At 30.5% G+C, this 18,114-nt stretch carries 21 protein-coding genes, 1 riboswitch and 1 other annotated feature (1 of these 23 cut by a window edge); all 21 genes read right to left on the bottom strand.

The window, feature by feature from the left end; translation table 11 throughout:
* Window positions 1-83 (bottom strand) — a binding site (T-box leader) (it extends 171 nt beyond the left edge of the window).
* A gap of 54 nt (window positions 84-137) precedes the next feature.
* Complete coding sequence (locus tag BMY79_RS07100; protein ID WP_022748234.1) at window positions 138-689, bottom strand: 3'-5' exonuclease; 552 nt, start codon at window positions 687-689, stop codon at window positions 138-140.
* Between the two features lie 144 nt (window positions 690-833).
* A complete protein-coding gene (locus tag BMY79_RS07095; protein ID WP_022748233.1) occupies window positions 834-1,406 on the bottom strand; it encodes a folate family ECF transporter S component in 573 nt (190 codons plus the stop codon).
* Window positions 1,407-1,475: 69 nt separating this feature from the next.
* Window positions 1,476-1,572, bottom strand: a riboswitch (THF riboswitch).
* A 104-nt stretch (window positions 1,573-1,676) separates the two neighbouring features.
* Complete coding sequence (locus BMY79_RS07090; protein ID WP_022748232.1) at window positions 1,677-1,880, bottom strand: hypothetical protein; 204 nt, start codon at window positions 1,878-1,880, stop codon at window positions 1,677-1,679.
* Between the two features lie 94 nt (window positions 1,881-1,974).
* Entirely contained in the window at window positions 1,975-3,363 is a 1,389-nt protein-coding gene (locus tag BMY79_RS07085; protein WP_034226354.1) for a uracil-xanthine permease family protein, read from the bottom strand.
* A gap of 177 nt (window positions 3,364-3,540) precedes the next feature.
* On the bottom strand, window positions 3,541-3,717 hold the full coding sequence (locus BMY79_RS07080; protein ID WP_022748229.1) for a PspC domain-containing protein: 177 nt from the start codon (window positions 3,715-3,717) through the stop codon (window positions 3,541-3,543).
* Window positions 3,718-3,723: 6 nt separating this feature from the next.
* Window positions 3,724-4,416 (bottom strand): DNA alkylation repair protein, encoded by a 693-nt coding sequence (locus BMY79_RS07075; protein ID WP_029067584.1) that lies wholly within the window; start codon window positions 4,414-4,416, stop codon window positions 3,724-3,726.
* Window positions 4,417-4,432: 16 nt separating this feature from the next.
* Window positions 4,433-4,843, bottom strand: coding sequence for a peptide deformylase (locus BMY79_RS07070; protein ID WP_074730669.1), 411 nt, complete (start codon window positions 4,841-4,843; stop codon window positions 4,433-4,435).
* A 94-nt stretch (window positions 4,844-4,937) separates the two neighbouring features.
* Window positions 4,938-5,402 carry a methionine--tRNA ligase gene (locus tag BMY79_RS07065; RefSeq protein ID WP_027422318.1) on the bottom strand — a complete coding sequence of 155 codons (465 nt, stop codon included), beginning with the start codon at window positions 5,400-5,402 and terminating at the stop codon, window positions 4,938-4,940.
* A gap of 71 nt (window positions 5,403-5,473) precedes the next feature.
* Window positions 5,474-6,097 carry a flavin reductase gene (locus BMY79_RS07060; RefSeq protein ID WP_027422317.1) on the bottom strand — a complete coding sequence of 208 codons (624 nt, stop codon included), beginning with the start codon at window positions 6,095-6,097 and terminating at the stop codon, window positions 5,474-5,476.
* A 153-nt stretch (window positions 6,098-6,250) separates the two neighbouring features.
* Window positions 6,251-7,381, bottom strand: a complete 1,131-nt coding sequence (locus BMY79_RS07055) for an SLC13 family permease (protein ID WP_083383503.1) — start codon at window positions 7,379-7,381, stop codon at window positions 6,251-6,253.
* Between the two features lie 229 nt (window positions 7,382-7,610).
* A complete protein-coding gene (locus BMY79_RS07050; RefSeq protein WP_022748221.1) occupies window positions 7,611-8,012 on the bottom strand; it encodes a DUF1284 domain-containing protein in 402 nt (133 codons plus the stop codon).
* A gap of 189 nt (window positions 8,013-8,201) precedes the next feature.
* Window positions 8,202-10,187 carry a methyl-accepting chemotaxis protein gene (locus tag BMY79_RS07045; RefSeq protein ID WP_022748219.1) on the bottom strand — a complete coding sequence of 662 codons (1,986 nt, stop codon included), beginning with the start codon at window positions 10,185-10,187 and terminating at the stop codon, window positions 8,202-8,204.
* A 260-nt stretch (window positions 10,188-10,447) separates the two neighbouring features.
* Window positions 10,448-11,215: a ZIP family metal transporter gene (locus BMY79_RS07040; RefSeq protein WP_022748218.1), complete on the bottom strand. Its 768-nt coding sequence runs from the start codon at window positions 11,213-11,215 to the stop codon at window positions 10,448-10,450.
* A gap of 118 nt (window positions 11,216-11,333) precedes the next feature.
* Entirely contained in the window at window positions 11,334-12,239 is a 906-nt protein-coding gene (locus BMY79_RS07035; RefSeq protein ID WP_083383502.1) for an alpha/beta hydrolase, read from the bottom strand.
* Window positions 12,240-12,417: 178 nt separating this feature from the next.
* The gene (locus BMY79_RS07030; RefSeq protein WP_074730668.1) at window positions 12,418-12,723 is read right to left on the bottom strand and encodes a hypothetical protein; all 306 of its coding nucleotides are present in this window, start codon (window positions 12,721-12,723) and stop codon (window positions 12,418-12,420) included.
* 176 nt (window positions 12,724-12,899) lie between these two features.
* Entirely contained in the window at window positions 12,900-14,309 is a 1,410-nt protein-coding gene (locus BMY79_RS07025; RefSeq protein ID WP_022748213.1) for an alanine/glycine:cation symporter family protein, read from the bottom strand.
* Window positions 14,310-14,614: 305 nt separating this feature from the next.
* Window positions 14,615-15,316, bottom strand: a complete 702-nt coding sequence (locus BMY79_RS07020) for a DUF2705 family protein (protein ID WP_074730667.1) — start codon at window positions 15,314-15,316, stop codon at window positions 14,615-14,617.
* Between the two features lie 24 nt (window positions 15,317-15,340).
* On the bottom strand, window positions 15,341-15,883 hold the full coding sequence (locus BMY79_RS07015) for a leucine-rich repeat protein (RefSeq protein WP_074730666.1): 543 nt from the start codon (window positions 15,881-15,883) through the stop codon (window positions 15,341-15,343).
* Entirely contained in the window at window positions 15,873-16,508 is a 636-nt protein-coding gene (locus BMY79_RS07010) for an ABC transporter ATP-binding protein (RefSeq protein WP_074730665.1), read from the bottom strand. The genes BMY79_RS07015 and BMY79_RS07010 overlap by 11 nt, the downstream gene beginning before the upstream one ends.
* Window positions 16,509-16,534: 26 nt before the next feature.
* Entirely contained in the window at window positions 16,535-17,281 is a 747-nt protein-coding gene (locus BMY79_RS07005) for a WxPxxD family membrane protein (protein WP_022748208.1), read from the bottom strand.
* The gene (locus BMY79_RS07000; protein WP_074730664.1) at window positions 17,262-18,050 is read right to left on the bottom strand and encodes a DUF2705 family protein; all 789 of its coding nucleotides are present in this window, start codon (window positions 18,048-18,050) and stop codon (window positions 17,262-17,264) included. Before BMY79_RS07000 ends, BMY79_RS07005 begins: the two co-directional genes overlap by 20 nt.
* Window positions 18,051-18,114 lie beyond the last annotated feature (64 nt).

The following is an 18,114-nucleotide window of genomic DNA, read 5'->3' as shown; positions in this document are numbered from 1 at the left end:
TCTATACGGCCGTCTCTTTCTCACCACACAAGAGCTCTCTTTATCAGCTTTAATAAAACTACTCTTTTCTTCAATGCGTTTAAATATTAAACTATACACATTTAGAGTAACATTCAACGCATAAAAAGTCAATACGACTACAGTGGAAAGTATTCGCTTAATGGTTTTTCAATTAATTTTATAATCTGCAATTCATCTCTTGCATCATACAAAGCATTATGAACTTCTTTGTATTTAAAATTTCCTGTCATCATTCTTATCATAGGTTCTACACCATAATTTCTTTTTAATCTTCCTGTTTTACAACATTCTAGATTTTTAGGAATCTTTGGATTATGCTGTTTATACGCGGCAACCTTCATAATATCAAACCATTGAAATTTTCTTAATTCATCCAAATGATTTTTATCAAAAATGGCATTATATGCAAATATCGATTCAACCGATAAGCTTTCTAACCATTCAACCATTTCATCTATAATTTCTATTCTTTTTTTTATTTTACAAGGATCACTTGCATCTACTCCTAAAACCGACGAATACATTCCACCTGTTTTATATGCGGGATCAATGATGTAGTATTGTTCATCTACGATATTAAGTGTAACTGTATCAGCTACAACAATCCCGATTGACATTACTTGATCTTTCCAATTTGTTTCTGTATCGATTACAGCAAAATTACCCATAAATATTTACCTGCTTACTTCTAATTTTATTAATATATAATCTATATTTTCTATCGTTTATTGTACTTTCTTTAAATACTAGAAGTCAAATAAATATTAATAAAGTCTTTGAATAATATCTAATATGTAGATTATTATAAATTGCTAAACCGTTAAATTACTTTTGTTTGTACTTTTATAATAATTATCAACTAGTACTTTTATTATTTTGAAAATTGAAAAATAAATTGCAGTATCAACACCAATCATTACAAAGTTCGATGCAATTCTTGGCGCGATAATAGCGTATATTCCTTTTCCTGAAATCTGTGACAACCATAAAGTATTTAAGCCAATATTTACAATTCCTTTAACTAGAACATTAGCAATTAATATTCTATGGATTGTAAGTTTTTTGTTATAAACTACGCTTCCAAATAATACACTACCTAAAATAGCATTTAAAGTAAATCCAAAATGAAAAGGGCCTGATGGATTTAATACAAACTTGATGATATCCATCACTCCTCCAAATATTCCTCCCACAATTGGGCCAAATATAAAGTCAACAATTCTATTTGCTAAGCTTCCAAACCCAATCTTTAAATATGGACCTAGCGAAATAGTTGCTGTAAAAGACAATGCAATTGATAGTGCTCCTAGGATTCCTATCAATGATATTGTTTTTACAATTTTTTCTTCTTTAAATGGTTCAAACATAGTTTTAAAATAATTCATAAAAAAATCCTCCTTTCAGCAGTTCCTAGACTACATAAAGGAAGATTCTTCTATATTGTTCCATTATGTAGCAGCGGGATGCGAGCCCTATACCGCGAATTACTTCTTCGTCCAACTGACAACTCCCTGTTCAGAAGGCACTTAACGCATAAAGCTCTACTCTGCCAATAAAAATCATAGTTTTAATAAATGTAGCCCCATTTATAACTACATCTTATATTGTTTCGCACATAATTATAGCACACTTTTCAATTAAAGCAATAGTTTTTTTTACTTTAAATCTTCTTCTGTGTAATACTGTCCTGTCATTGAAGCATTTATTTCCGCAATCTCTCTTTTGCCATTAATATAATCTGCATAAATATCCCATAAATCCATATCTGAATCATTTAATCCATCATCATCTGGAATCCATTTTTTTATTAATGCAATTCTTTCTTCTTTTGTTGTCTCACTAATTAAAAGTTTACTCATATTCTCATCCTTTCTGATAAAAAATTATGCCTACTTAATTATGATTGTATAACTAAATAGGCATATAAACAATATTCTTTTTTATTTTCGAATTTTATTCTTCTTCATCTTCTGGTAATTTATTAAAACTTACTCCACGGTTTATATCACCTTCTAAGCTTGTTCCAAAATTATAATCATTACCTGGTAAAATTGCGTTTAATAAAATTCCTAAAATTGCTGCAATTGCAAGAGATGTAAGAGTTACTGGTGTTGTACCAATTTTAAATGTTAAACCATCACCAAAACCTAATCCTGATACTAAAATAACTGCTGCAATAATTAAGTTTCTTGATTTTGTTAAATCAACTTTATTCTCTACAACATTTCTAACACCTATTGCAGAAATCATTCCGTACAAAATAAAACTAATTCCACCAATAATAGCTGTTGGCATTGTTCCAATTACATCTGCTGTTTTTGGAATAAAGCTTAATACAATAGCATAAACAGCTGCAATTCTTACTACTTTAGGATCATATACTTTAGAAAGCTCTAATACACCTGTGTTCTCTCCATATGTTGTATTAGCAGGGCCTCCGAATAATCCAGCAAATGCAGTTGCTAAGCCATCACCTAATAATGTTCTATGTAAACCTGGTTCTTCAATAAAGTTTTTACCTGTTGTTGCTGAAATTGCTGAAATATCTCCAACGTGTTCCATTACAGATGCAATCGCAATTGGTGCCATTACTAAAATTGAAGTTATATCAAACTTAGCAATAAGGAAAGGTGGCACACCAACCCAAGAAGCTTTTGCAATTGGTGCAAAATTAATAATTGCACTTCCATCTGCATTAGTCATTCCACAAGCATTCATAATTACAGCTACAATATATGATATAACAACACCTAAAAGAATTGGTATAATTTTCCACATACCTTTTCCCCAGATATTAAAAATAATCACAACTGAAAGTGCAACAATTGCTAATAACCAATTTGAAGATGCATTCTGTATAGCTGATGGAGCAAGTGAGAGTCCAATACAAATAATAATAGGACCAGTTACAACTGGTGGTAGAAAATGCATTACTTTTTTAACGCCAATGCATTTAATGATTAGTGCAAAAAGAATATAAAATAATCCAGCAATTACAAGACCACCACAAGCATATTGGAGTTTTTCTCCATAAGGCATTGTGGCAAATTTACCTGACTTAAGATTTGCTACTGTTGAAAAACCTCCTAGGAAAGCGAAAGATGAACCAAGGAAAGCTGGCACCTTAAATTTACTACATAAATGAAAAATTAATGTTCCTATTCCGGCAAAAAATAATGTTACCTGAACTGAAAGTCCTTCACCATGGAAATATCCATTAACTAAAATTGGAACTAAAATCGTCGCTCCAAACATTGCAAACATATGCTGCAAACCTAATAATAACATTTTGGGTTTACCCAATGTCGTGGCGTCATAAATCGCGTGTTTTTTTTCGCCCATTTTTTCCTCCGTTTCTTGCTAAAATGCACAAAAAAATGTGCTAAATTAGCGCATTATAAATTTACTCAACAGCAACTAGTTTAGCACAAAAAAATGTTTTAGACCACACAAAAATATAACAACATTTATTAAACTTTCTAACATGTTTATAATTTTCACACAATACGTATAACTCCATTAATCCATTACTATTGCAGCAACAATATAAAGAAGTAAGCCTGTTCCAAAACAACATATAGCAACTAACCATATTAAACGAATTATCACTGGATCAATACCAAAATATTCTCCAATTCCTCCGCATACACCAAAAATTTTTTTGTCCTGACTTTTTCTTAATCTTTTTCCATACATCTTTCATCACCTAACCTTTAATTTTTTCAAATACTCTTTAATATCTCTTGCTATTCTTCTACTCTCGATTGCTTTTTGAATAGATTTATTATGTACCCAATCATCTAATACTTGTTCTTCAAAAATACAAATTGTTTTCTCGTACTGTTTTGCTAATGCCGTCGCAAAATACCAAGCTTGCATCATCTTTATATAGTACTCTTCTCTATCAATTTGCGCAATCCAATATAAATATTCTTTATTAAAATTTGAATCTAAAAAGAACGTCATCAACATTTTTATTGCAAATCGAACGGTATATTCTTCCTTACTATCTAACCAAATTTTTATATATTCAATAAGGTTTTCTTTATTCTTTTTAAAAACCTTTGGACACATCTGATCACATGTTGCCCAATTATTAACATATGGTAAAAATTCACCTAATCTGATATAACATTCTTTTTCATCTTTTATATCTGATATAAAAAACGCTTGCAATTGATTTTCCTCAAAATATTTATGCGGCAATTTACTCATAAATGTTTTGCGCTCATCAGTAGATACACTCTTTGCTATCTTTCTAAGTATCGGCGTTCTTACACCAATTATACAGTCTTTTTCAATATTTGGTATTAATTTACTTTGAAAATTTTTATACTCAATATCTTTATTTTCAAAAATTTGTCTTTGAATAGTTTTTACTATATCATTCTCCACCTATATCCCCCTCTTGTTATATCAAATCACCTGAAAAATGCTGCATTTCATGTTGAATAATCTGTGCAGTAAAACCTGAATATTTTCCACTCTTTTTATTGAAATCCTGATCTAAATATTCAACTTCTATCTCTTCATATCTAGTACATGGTCTGACCCCTTCTAATGACAAACAACTCTCTTGTGTTTGGTACATTCCACTTTTTTTAACAATTTTAGGATTAACCATTGGTACGATAAATGGTCCTACCGAAAATACCAAAATCTGTTTCTTTACACCTATCATATTTGCTGCCATTCCAACGCATATTTCCTGGTTGGCACGCAGTGTATCTATCAAATCCACTATTACATCTTTATCTTCTTTTGTTGCAGGTAACGATTTTTGCTTTAAAAATAAAGTATCCTTTACAATATCTTTTACCATAATTAACCTCTTTCTAAAAAACAAGAGCACTGTCCTAATATTATGATATCTAGTATAAACTATCAAACACAACTAGGCAATGCTCTATATCTTTTTACTCTAATTTTGCTCCTGCAGGAATTGCATCATTTAACATTACAAGATTTAATTTTTCCTCACCGTCTTCTTCATGAATTGCTGACATAAGCATTCCACAAGATTCAACTCCCATCATACTTCTTGGTGGAAGATTAACGATTGCAAGTAATGTTTTACCTACAAGTTCTTCTGGTTCATAATACGCATGAACACCAGATAAAATTGTTCTATCTTTTCCTGTTCCATCATCAAGTGTAAACTGTAACAATTTCTTACTCTTTGGAACTGCAATACATTCTTTAACTTTTACTGCTCTAAAATCAGATTTGCAAAATGTACCAAAATCAACATTTTCTTCTTCAAAAGGAAGTAATGTTACGTTAGATTTCTTCTCACATTCTACATTTTCGTTACTTACTGTAGTTGTATTCTCAACTCCGCTAGTACATTCTTCAGTCTTAATTGTTTCAATGTTTTCCATTTATTAGACCTCCTAAAAAAATCAACATACACTATACTAACAAAAATTCAATAAATAATCTAGTCTAATCTTTACTTAACTATTTTTTCAAAGTCATCCTTTGGATGTTTGCAGATTGGACAAATAAAATCATCTGGTAATTCCTCTCCAACATAAGTGTAACCGCAAATCCGACATTTCCATACCGTTTCGCCTTCTATTGTTACACCAACTGCTTCAGGTTTTGGTTTTATATTTTCTTGATAATATTCATATGTACAGGATTGTTTATTTCTCAAAACTTCCATTCCCGTAGGCTTACAAATAAATAATGTATGTGATCCTAAATCAACCATCTGGACTACTTCTAAAGAAAAATACGCATTTGTTCCTTCTAAAATATATGGTATTCCATTGCTTGCAACACTATATTTTTTGTAATTTGCAAATTTATCAACGTTACGCCCCGATTGAAATCCGAAATGCTTAAACAATTCAAACGGAGCTTCTGTAGACAATACTGATATATTACATTTTTTTGATTCTTTTACCATATCATGGGTATAATTTGATTTATTAATTGCAATCGAAATCAAATTAGGATCTGATGCGACCTGAATTGCAGTATTTATAATACATCCATTTTTCTTTTCACCTAATACTGCTGTGCATACAAAAAGGCCATATGTCAGCTTATACATTGCTTTTTTATCCATTTCACTCATATTTATCCCTCCAAATTTCTTCATCACATTGTACATATCGTCTAATATGTATTTACAACTAATGAAAATTGGAACTTTCATATAAAAAAAGCCCCACATAAACACTCATCACAAGTATCTAGTGAGACTTTTTACTAACAATATTTATATTCCTCCGTAAAAAAATACATTCACTCCACCTAATACTATTAAGAAAATAACATTAAGAACTGTAAATATTTTTATAAACTTGCCACTCCCTGTTTGATATTCCTTAACATACGCCTTATAAGAAATGAGACTTGCCATGGATGCAATAAGAGTTCCCAAGCCCCCAACGTTTACTCCTATCAAAAGCTGGCGATAATTTTTGGCAAAACCTGATAGCATAAGAGTTGCAGGAACATTACTTATAAATTGGCTTGTAACAATACCAACTGCAAACTCATGTGTTTTTAAAACACTTTCAAGAAAAATTCGAATTGCTCTTATTTGTCCCATGTTACCTGTAAAAATGAAAAAGCCTATAAATATAAGTAACAATATATAATCTGCTTTAAACAAAATATTAAACTCACAAATTCCTACAACAACTAATACCGTTAACACAAATGCCATACAAGGAACTACTCTTACTACAGATAAAATAGCAATTACAAACAATGCAAAATACATTGTAATTTTTATTTTTTGTACATTATCATCTATCTCAAATTCTACTTCAGATGTATCTAAATCATCTTTATCATATGCAAATATAAAAATCGATATCACAATTAAAACAGTTGACACCAATGTGTATGGAAGTAATATTTTTATAAAACTTAAAAAATCTATTTTTATCAAACCATACATGTATAGATTCTGCGGATTTCCAATAGGAGTTAACATACTTCCGAGATTTGCTGCAATCGTTTGTAAAACAATAACAGGCACTACTATTTGTTCTTTTTTGCAACTCTTTAAAATCATAATCGAAAAAGGAACAAATGTAATAAGTGCAACGTCATTTGTTATAAACATACTTCCAACAAAACACATAAAAACTAAAACCATCACCAATTGCCACTGTTTGTTTACTCTTTCTAATAAAAATTTAGCTATTTTTTCAAATACATGATGATATCTTAGTCCTTGTATAATAACCATCAATCCCCATAAAATTCCAAGTGATCTAAAATCAATATAGTCTATATATTTTAGACTTGGTTTCACAAAAAAGGAAGAAATAATTGCTAACGTCCAGGCAATTACCATCACAATATCAATTTTTTTGAGTTTACTTTTTAATTTCATTTTTATTTTCTCCAAACCTTTACTTAACTTTTATATATTATTTTTCTAATCTCTAGGATACTTTTTACTATGACTATATAATACACCTAAAACTGATGTAATACATATTAATATTACAGAAATCACATCTGTATCAATTAATAACATTGCTGGATTATAGCAAAACATATAAGGCACGATAAATGCCGCAATCGCAAGTTTTGATGCCTAGAATGCAGTTCTCATTGGTTTACTTTTTCTCACATATACTATTCCATTGACAATCACCACATATTTCTTTTCTCAAATTTTTTCTTAAAATTTTATTTCTCACGATTTCTCTGAACTTACCATATTCTATCGTAGTTTTGTCTTTTAAATTGCATAACTCTAATACAGCATTATCATATTTCATGACTTTGCTTTGACTTTCACAGCATAGTCCACTATTGTTAGGACAGTGTTTACACACAATATCTGTATCTGCAGTTACCGTAATAATTTGATTTGGGTTGCTTTCAAAATTTTTGATTATCTTTCCCATATGATCTGTAAACTCACCGCTATAACCTTTTCCTTCATAAAACTCAAAACACATTCCATGATGTGGACGTAATTTCAAACCTGATTTATTCTCTTTTTTTAAAAACATATTGCCTCCATATATGATAAATTTTAGTTTTAAATTATTTAATTAAACATTTTTTATTATAACTCTTTTTATATAAAATTGTAAAAAAATACTCTCCTTACTTTTTATTAAGTAAAGAGAGTATTTTAACTTTTATTTCTTCTTTATTATCATATTAAATTTCTTTCATATTAACTATTCTTTTCAATATTATTCAAAGAATTTTATTTCTTCATTTAGCTGATCTGCTATTGTATTAAGGTTAGTTGCTGCATCTGCTAATGTTGTAACTGTTGAAGATAACTCTTCTAACGAAGCTCCTGTCGTCTCTGTTGCTGCTGCATTTTCTTCAGAAACCGCAGATAGCGATGTCATAGCATTAGATACCACTGTATTTGACGCAACACAGACATCTGCCTCTTTCTTAATTTTTGAAACACTTATAACAGTCTCTTCTATATCACCTATCATTCCATCTACTGCATGGAATGTCTCTTTAAGTGCATTCTGTTGCTCAATATTTCCACTTCTAACTTCTTCTGCAACACTAACAGCTTGATTTGCCTCAACTAAAAGTTCATCCATAAGAACTCTTATTTCTGAAGCTAAACTCTTTGAATCATCTGCAAGTTTTCTAATCTCATCCGCAACAACTGCAAAACCTCTTCCTGCATCACCAGCACGAGCTGCCTCAATTGATGCATTTAATGAAAGAAGATTTGTCTGTGCAGCAATTCCTGTAATTCCTTCAACTCTTTCGTTTATATTAGCTACTGCATGCTGAGTTGATGAAATTCTATTAGAGATTTCTTCAATCTTATTTGTCATTTCTGTACTTGTTCCCTGAAGATTTGACAATGACCTACTTGAAATTTCTGACGCACTCTTCATCCTTTCTGCAAGAGACGCCATATCTTCTGCTGAGCCTTGTACCCCTTCAACAGCATCCATAATATCTTTTGCACTCTCTGCTGATGATTGAATATCATCTGCTTGTTGAACAGCTCCACTTGCAATCTGCTGTACTGCAAGTGCTACACTTTCCGTTGTGGCAGCAATTTGATTTGCCATTCCAGATAATCTTTCTGAAGAATTTCCAACTGTGCCCGAAGATTCTTTAAGATGTCCAACGATATTTGAAAGTTTTTCAATTAACAAGTTCGTATTTCTTACTATATGTCCAAACTCATCTTTACGCTGTGTATATTTATTTATCAAGCAGAATCTACCTTTTGAAAGCTCTGCTAATGACTTATCAACTTCTTTTATTGGTTTAATGAAACTTGCAGCTAGGAAAAATGAAAAAACTGCACCTATTGCTAAAAGAATAATTCCTATTACAATTGTTATTAATGCTGACTCTCTAGCAGATTTTACAACCTCTTTAACTTCTATAGCAGAAGCAATAGTATAGCCTGACAATGGCTCCTTTACGTACGAAACATATGTATGTTTACCTACTGCATAACTCTCATAAGTGCCTTCTTGCTTACCAGATGTCATATATGGCGATTTGCTAAAATCAACTGGTTTATCCTTAACACTAATCTTGTAATTCGAATGTGCAGCTAATGTTCCTTTATTATCAACAATAAATGACTCTCCACCAGCATCAGCCAAAATATCATGGATTTGATCTAAATCATAACTTCTGTGTAATACACCGATTACTGTTTTTGTTCCTTTTTTAAAAACTGGAACAGCATAACAAACCGATCTTGTTTTAGTAGAATTACTAATCATTACAGAAGAACAACTATTATTTCCTTTAGACGCTCCCTGCCAATAATCACGTTCATGTATATCAACAAGTCCACTGTCATCAGAACGAAGAACCATCATACCTGTCATATCCGAAAGAACAATCTGATTCTTATCATCAAAATTTTTATTAACTTCGACAATCTGTCTCTTAGCTTCAGCTTTATTTCCACCCGTAACTAAAAATTCGTTTAAAGCATCTGAATCCGCCAAAGCCTCTAGTGATGCCTGTGTTCTTGTAAACAATGTATTTATTGTTGATTGAACATACCAAACTGACCATTCTAGTGTATCTTTTGTCGTAGCTTCAGCTTTTCTTGTAGATGATATATACGTAACCGTAATAGCTACAATTAACGGAATAGCAGAAACTGCGAACACTGAACATATTAGTTTTGTTTTAATGCTTGAAAAAAAAGACGATTTTTTTTCCATATTATCCTCCATAATAAAAATTTACTAAATCATCTGTGTTATGTTTTGTTTTTTTATTTTACTAATTCCGTTTTTATCCACCATGTTTTTTTAAATTCGACAAAACAAAATCACCAAAAGATTTACACAATGATCCATACTATATATCGTCACATAACCTTTATTTATACTAATATCTATATTAAAAATTATAAATTTTTTATGTCTTTTTTCTTATTTTTTATTAATAGAATAATCGTCTTTTTTCTTATGAAATTTACTTAACCTAAACCAACATCTAGCGATAACATCAGTATGAAACCTGCAGCAAAACATATTGTTGCAGTATTTGAATGTGGACCTTCTGACATTTCTGGTATCAGCTCCTCAACCACAACATACATCATCGCCCCTGCTGCAAAACTCAATAAATATGGCATTGTTGGAATCAAAAATTTTGATGCAGCAATTACAAGTAATGTACCAATAGGTTCTACAACTCCTGATAAAACTCCATATATAAAAGTTCTTTTTTTTGGTACACCTTCTCCTAAAAGTGGCACCGATACAATTGCTCCCTCTGGAAAATTTTGAATTGCAATACCAAGTGATAGCGCAAGTGCGCCTGTAAACGTAATTGATGCGCTTCCATACATCCATCCTGCGCAAACTATACCAACCGCCATTCCTTCTGGAATATTGTGAAGCGTAACTGCCAATACCAATTTCGTCGTTCTTTTTAATCCGCTTTTTACTCCCTCTTCACAATTATTAAAATGCATATGAGGTGTCACTAAATCAAGCACAAGTAAAAATAACATTCCTATTCCAAACCCAATCACTACAGGAATAAATTTTAAATTTCCCATATCATGTACTTGCTCTAACGCCGGAATAAGCAAACTAAAAAAAGATGCTGCGACCATTACGCCTGACGCAAATCCGGTTAATGCTCTCTGTAATTTTTCTCCCATTTTCTTTTTGAATAAAAATACACTTGCTGCACCTAAGCTTGTTCCAATAAAAGGAATCAAAATAATTTCCCACATTTTCAGCATATCCTTTGTATGATGTGTTAACTATGGACACAATCATACTTGCCTCCTTCCTTCTTTTTATATACTCTCTTATTTTTCTTTATTTATTCTCTCTATAAACTTTTATTCTCTATTCAGATAAAATCTGAGCTATTTCTTCAAAATCCTCTTTTGCCTCCTTAAAATATGGCAACATTGCATAGCAATGAAACATTCCTGCTCGTTCACGCACAGAATATTTGACATTATATTTTTTACAGGCATCAATAAAGCATTGCTTTGCACCGTATAAAACTTCATCTGTACTATATACAAAATGAATATTATCAACTCCGGATAAATCCCCTTTAGAGATATGAATCATATAATCAGGAACATCATTCCTTCCATGCCTTTCCAATTTTTCTACTTTCTCCATAAAAGAATAATCTACCATCATATCTTTTCTATTGTTCTTTTTCATTGCTGCTTTCTCTTCATCTTTCCATGGAACTTCCCCCGGTGAAACCGCAACAATATGACGAGGCATAGGAAGTTTATTCTTTCTTGTGTTATTATATGTTGCTATTCCTATTGCTAATGCGCCTCCTGAGGAAAATCCACATGTACTTACATTTCCTCCTCCATATAAATCAATCATCTGTCTATAGCATTCATATACCATTTCAAAAGAATCCATTATAGAACTTTTTGTACACAATGGATACATCGGAAACCATATATCACATCCTGTTTTTTTCATAAGTTTCAAAATAACACTAACATCACCCTTATCTGGGCCTAATATCATCCCACCTCCAAAAAAATATAAAATTGCTCTTTGAGATAATTTTTCACTGCTTTGTACTATCAAACACTTATTTTCCATCACTTCATGTTCCTTGTAAAACGCTTTTTTATCCTTCGGCAAATAAAATCCTCTATTTTTATTCATCTTTTTAATCTCATTTAAAAACTCATCCTCTGGCAGTAAATACTTTTTCTTTATTCCCGATAATTTTATTCCGCAATTTATTATTTTGGCTCCTAAGCTCATTATCCCGCCTCCTTATGTCTCTTCCGTTAGTTAGAACTAACTTATTTCATTCCTATTATATCTCTACATACATTAAAGAGCAATAAAAAAAATCCAAACCCTACATACTCTCTGCAAGGTTTGAATTTTTATATAAAATATTTGGTAACACATCTCTTAATATTTTTATTTATATAATTTAAAACACATTTGAGATACATCTTTTTAAAGAATGTATCCCTGCTGCTCCCCATCTGTGTAAGCATATTGTAATTGATGCCAAAAGCAATGACACTACTAACAATGCTATAGTTTTTACAGGATCTATACTTTGAGTGTAAATTCCATATACTGCTACTACCACACCAATTGTACCTGCGATAGCAAAAATAATCTCTAACATAACACCAACTAATTCTATCAAAAATGCCAATATTGATAAAAGTAATTGGATTACCCAAACAACTGGAGTTAAAATCAATTTAATAAATTTCAAAATAATCACTAGTTTTCTCCTTTACGTTAAATCCATCTGTATTTGTTCCAAATTATATCAGCTTTCCTGGGTTTCATACTTTCCAGTTTTTCTCACGATTTTAGGGTTTACCATTGAAAAAATAAAAGGTCCAACCATAAAAACATTTGATCTCTTACTATTTCTTTAACCATATGTCCTCTTGATTATTTCCAGAAACAAATATCATTTTTATCTAATCCAATATCTACACCTTTAAATTCTGGATTTTTGTTTTCTTTTAACTGTCGTTCATAATCTTTTAATGCCAAATTGACTACTTTAAATAATGCAACACAACATGGTAAGTTTATCAACGTCATAAAGCCCATTGTTATATCTGCTGCAGCCCAAGCTACATCCATTGAAACTATTGATCCAAAGAAAATTATAATAACACAAATAAGTCTAAAGATTTTGAAAAATCTTTCACTTGGTCTTTTTTTACCATTAAGGTATATTACTGCATTTTCAACATAATATAAATTTCCTAAAAGTGTTGTTATTGCAAATAGAATCATTGCTCCTGTTATAAAAATAGGACCGAATTTTCCAAAAACAGTACTAATTGCATTTTGTACATAAGGCATTCCTGCAACCTTTTCTGAAGCTTTTACTCCTGAACTCAAACACATCAAACCAGTTGCTGTGCATAGAAGCATTGTATCAATATATACTGAAACTGTTTGAACCAAGCCCTGTTTTACAGGATGACTTACATTCGCCGATGCTGATGCATTTGGTGCAGAACCAACACCTGCTTCATTCGAATACAATCCTCTCTTTACACCATATATTAAACACGAACCAGCGACACCACCTAGAATTGATTTAAAATCAAATGCATCTTCTAAGATAGTTATAAACATTGTAGGTACATTTTTTATGTTAAAAATTATTACAATTAAAGATACTAAAACATAACAAACACCCATAATAGGCACTAATATTTCTGTAAATTTAATAATTTTTTTACCGCCACCCATGGCACAAAATCCAACTAATAATGTAATAATCACTCCGACTACATATGGTGTAATATTTTTATTATAAAAACTATATGTTTCAAATGTTGATTGTAAATTATAAGAACATAATAAATTAAATCCGACCGCGTATGTAACTATTAAGCAAACACAAAATACTACTGATAACCAAGGAGCTTTTAATGCCTGTTCAATATAATAAGCTGGTCCACCATAACTATTACCATCTTCTTCTTTTTGTTTATAAATCTGCGCCAAAGTGCTTTCTACGAATGCAGAAGATGCACCTATAATACACATAACCCACATCCAGAAAATTGAACCCGCGCCTCCTAAACAGATTGCTGTTGATACGCCGACAATATTTCCTGTACCTACTCTCGATGCAGTCGAAACCATAAGTGCCTGAAATGATGAGACTTGTGACTTATCCTGTGGCTTTTCCATTACTAATTTAAAGGCATCTTTTAAATGTCTAATCTGAACAAATCTTGTTTTAATTGTAAAGTATAATCCTGCTATCGCCATAACAATAATCAAAATTGGATAATACATTACATCATCTAATTTCTGTAGTAATTCTAATATCATATATTCTCTCCGTTATAACATATATTTACCCATCCCTACTCATATATAGTATTCACCTTCATAAGATTATTTGATTATTCTAGTTCTTATTTTATATTTAATTATATCCTCTTTATAGATTACATACAATTATACAATCTATATATTATATTAAACCTTATTTTTCCTGTTACGTCAAATAACTTTAATAATATCTAATACCTATTATTTGTGATAACTTATATCTAAACCCACATAGAATTACAAAAAAAGAAGTTATCACACTTTTTTGTGTTATAACTTCTTTTTTAATACAATATATCTTTCTAAAAATAATCTTTATTACTACAACGTTTAATTATCAACTCTAATAACACCACAATAAACAGTAATGCAGTAACAATCGAAGGGACAAAAAATCCTATTAATCCATCTGCTGCATTTATTTTATAAAGTCTCAAAATTCTGCCTGGAAAAAATAATGTTCCTAAAACTTTATTATCGCTAATAATCACAATAATAACAGAAACGAATAGGTATAAACCCAAATTCGTCATCACAATACTATCATCAAACCAGGTCGACACGAAAAATTCCACAGTCAAAAGAACAAGCATTACTAAATAATAAATTGCTCCTCCCTTTATTATTTGATATAAATTCCTTATAAAATAATTCATATCAAATACCATATTAACTGCAATGTGTAACAAAATCAATATCAACTCTTCAATTGCAATATTTTTAAATAATTTATAAATTCTTTTTCTTATATTGCAATCTCGTACCAATAATAATCTTCCATACTCTTCCATATGAAAAGAATAGAAATTAGAAAAAATCAAAAACATCATTAATCCAGGCATGACTAATGCGCAAATATCTAAAATCGGAAAACCCTCCCCCATTTTTACTCCGGGTATCCCATTTGCAAAAACAAAAACTTTATTTCTCCTAAAAAAATAATACATAGTCTGAACAATACAAGCTATTACGTAACAAAAAATGTTTTCTTTATTTTTTTTCATTAACACAAGGCCTCCTAAACAGTTTTAATTTTCAATTTCTACTTTCATGCCTTGTTTTTTTGCACATTTTTCGATATTTGAATTGTTTTTTGCAACTACAACGCCTTTACAATCTAAGAAAGTCCATTTACTTACCTGTTTCACATCACCTTTAAAAAGTATTTTCTTTAGATTAGTACAACCTCCAAAGGTAGCCATTTCAGTTTTCTCAACTGAATCAGGTATTTCAATACTTTTCATCTCTTCATGACATGCAAAAACTGAATCATCTAATCCGATAACTTTATAACCATCTATTTTTGATGGCACAATAACATCTTTCTCATCAAAACAATTATAAGATTTCAATATAATGCTTTTTTTGTCTTTCAAAATCTTATATACATATTTGCCATCATTAGTTTTTTTAGTCGTTTTAATTTCTGATTCAGATACTTTAATATCATTTTCAAACATATACGCATAATTTTTTTTCAAAAAAATGTTTGAAGCCTCAGCCAATAAACACATCACACAAAAAATTCCAACTATCGTCTTTATATTTATATGAAACCTCTTAGTTTTCATTGACAACCTCCTCAATTCTTCCGGCATCAACCTTTATAATTTCATCACAGATACTTGAAAAATCTGATTTGTTATGAGTTGCCATAATTATACAAGCTCCACGTTCTTTTTCTTTTCTCAAAACATCATATACTCGAGTAACACTTTTTTCATCTAATGCATTAGTTGGCTCATCTAATAATATCAAATCTGGTTTTTCGAATATAGCTTGCGCAATATTTAATTTTTGACGCATTCCTAACGAATATTTTTTTACAGGTTTATTCGTATCTAACCCCACTTTTTCTAAAGCACTTTCTATATCCTCATCAGTTGCTATCCCCTTTATTTCTGATAAAGCTTTCAAGTTTTCCTTAGCTGTTAATTTAGGGAGTAACTCCATATTTTCTATTATAATACCAACACTTGGCGGAAATGAAATATCTTTATGCAAAACCTTTCCATCAATTTCAACTTCACCTTCTGTTGGAACTACTAACCCAGATAAAACTCTAATTATCATAGTTTTTCCTGATCCGTTTGTTCCATAAAGTCCATATATTTTACCGTTTTCAAACTCGTAATTTATATCTTCTAAAACCCTCTGATTTTTTATTACCTTTGTAACATTTTTTAATCTATACATCCTATCCATTACCTTCCTAATTTATTTTAGTTAACCTTTTCATAAATCAACAAATCTTCCTTTCCCTTCTTCCAAGATAAGATTCGACTCATTATGAATACTTCCATCGCCAATCTAAATATTCCTAAGAAACACATGAGTAACGGCATGTTATCCACACACCTCTTTGTCATCATATTTACATCATTTTCTGGAAACCAAAAATTATCCAAAACATTTCTGCTCAAAACGTATTCTACAAAATATATAATTACAATAAGCACATTTGATTTGCTCTTTCCAAAATATGATCTTAAAAACTCATAAAAAAGATACGTACATAAATAAAACAAATTTGCAGCAACAAACTGCAAAAATAGTCCTTGTATCCAATTGTGCTTCATTAGTATCTTATAATCACCTTTTTGAATTGTGAGAAAAAAACTAACTAACTCATGTACAAAAACAAAACATGCTGTAGCTTTTGTTACATTTTTAATCTGACTTTTCCAATATTCATCACGATTAACATATCTTATCATGTAACATATACGGTTATAATTCATAACATACTCTATAAAAATCAAATATACAGCTGCTTGCCAAACTGCATAATCCACAATAGTATAATAGGCCCCAGACAATAGGTCTTCATTATAGCTAACCTTTGTCATTAAACCTTTACTATACATTTCTGCGAAACCTTTATTATCAACATATACCTTAATTACATTTAAAACCAAACAGAAAAGAAGTGCAAATAACACCCTTTTATTAAATACTTTTTTTGTCAAAATATACCTCCTTCACATACCAACCACTAATATATAATATATAAACCACGAAAACACCGATAATGGTTGGTGCAACAAAGCTAAGAGAATATTCTGTAAAAGGTTGAAATACATAAAGTAATGATTTTGATAAAAACGTTGGCGCAAACCAAAATAACATAGTAATTCCATAAACTATTTTTCTATCTACAAGCATAATTGCACTAATTGTTCCAACCATAGAAATTAGACCACAAATAGCAGCCGTGATAATAATATAAATGAAATTAACTAACAAACCATTCTTACAAGCCCAAAGCAAATTATCTGTTCTTAATGAAAGCATCAAGTCATCATACTTAGGCGTTTTGCCACCTGCAAATATAATATAAACTAAAGCCATATTTATAAGTAGCATTAGCATTATCAATAAAAATGAAAAAATAAAACTTTTATATAAATGTGATTTTATATATTTTTTCTTACCTTCTTTTGCAATCACAATATTTCTTATTCCTGTTTTTCTTTCTTCTATACAATCTTCTGCTGTTAATAACAAACTATATAATGGGAAAAACCATAAGACAATACTTTGAAAGACATGAGATATACGAGTTGAACTACCAACCAAAAAACACATAAATTCTGGCCTTAACACATGAGCTTCTCTTGAAATTAAATCAAATAAATTGTAGATAATCTCCAAACATGGGAAAAATAAAACTAAAAAACAAATGAAATTTTTTATTGGATCATTCCATATTTTTTTTACTTGATACTTGAGTAACATAACTACTATCCCCCTAAAACTTTTTTACAGAGGTATTCCAAACTCATGTGAATTCAGAATACCT

This window comes from Lachnobacterium bovis (genome assembly GCF_900111325.1).
Classification (GTDB): domain Bacteria; phylum Bacillota; class Clostridia; order Lachnospirales; family Lachnospiraceae; genus Roseburia; species Roseburia bovis_A.
This window is presented reverse-complemented; position numbering and strand designations above follow the sequence as displayed.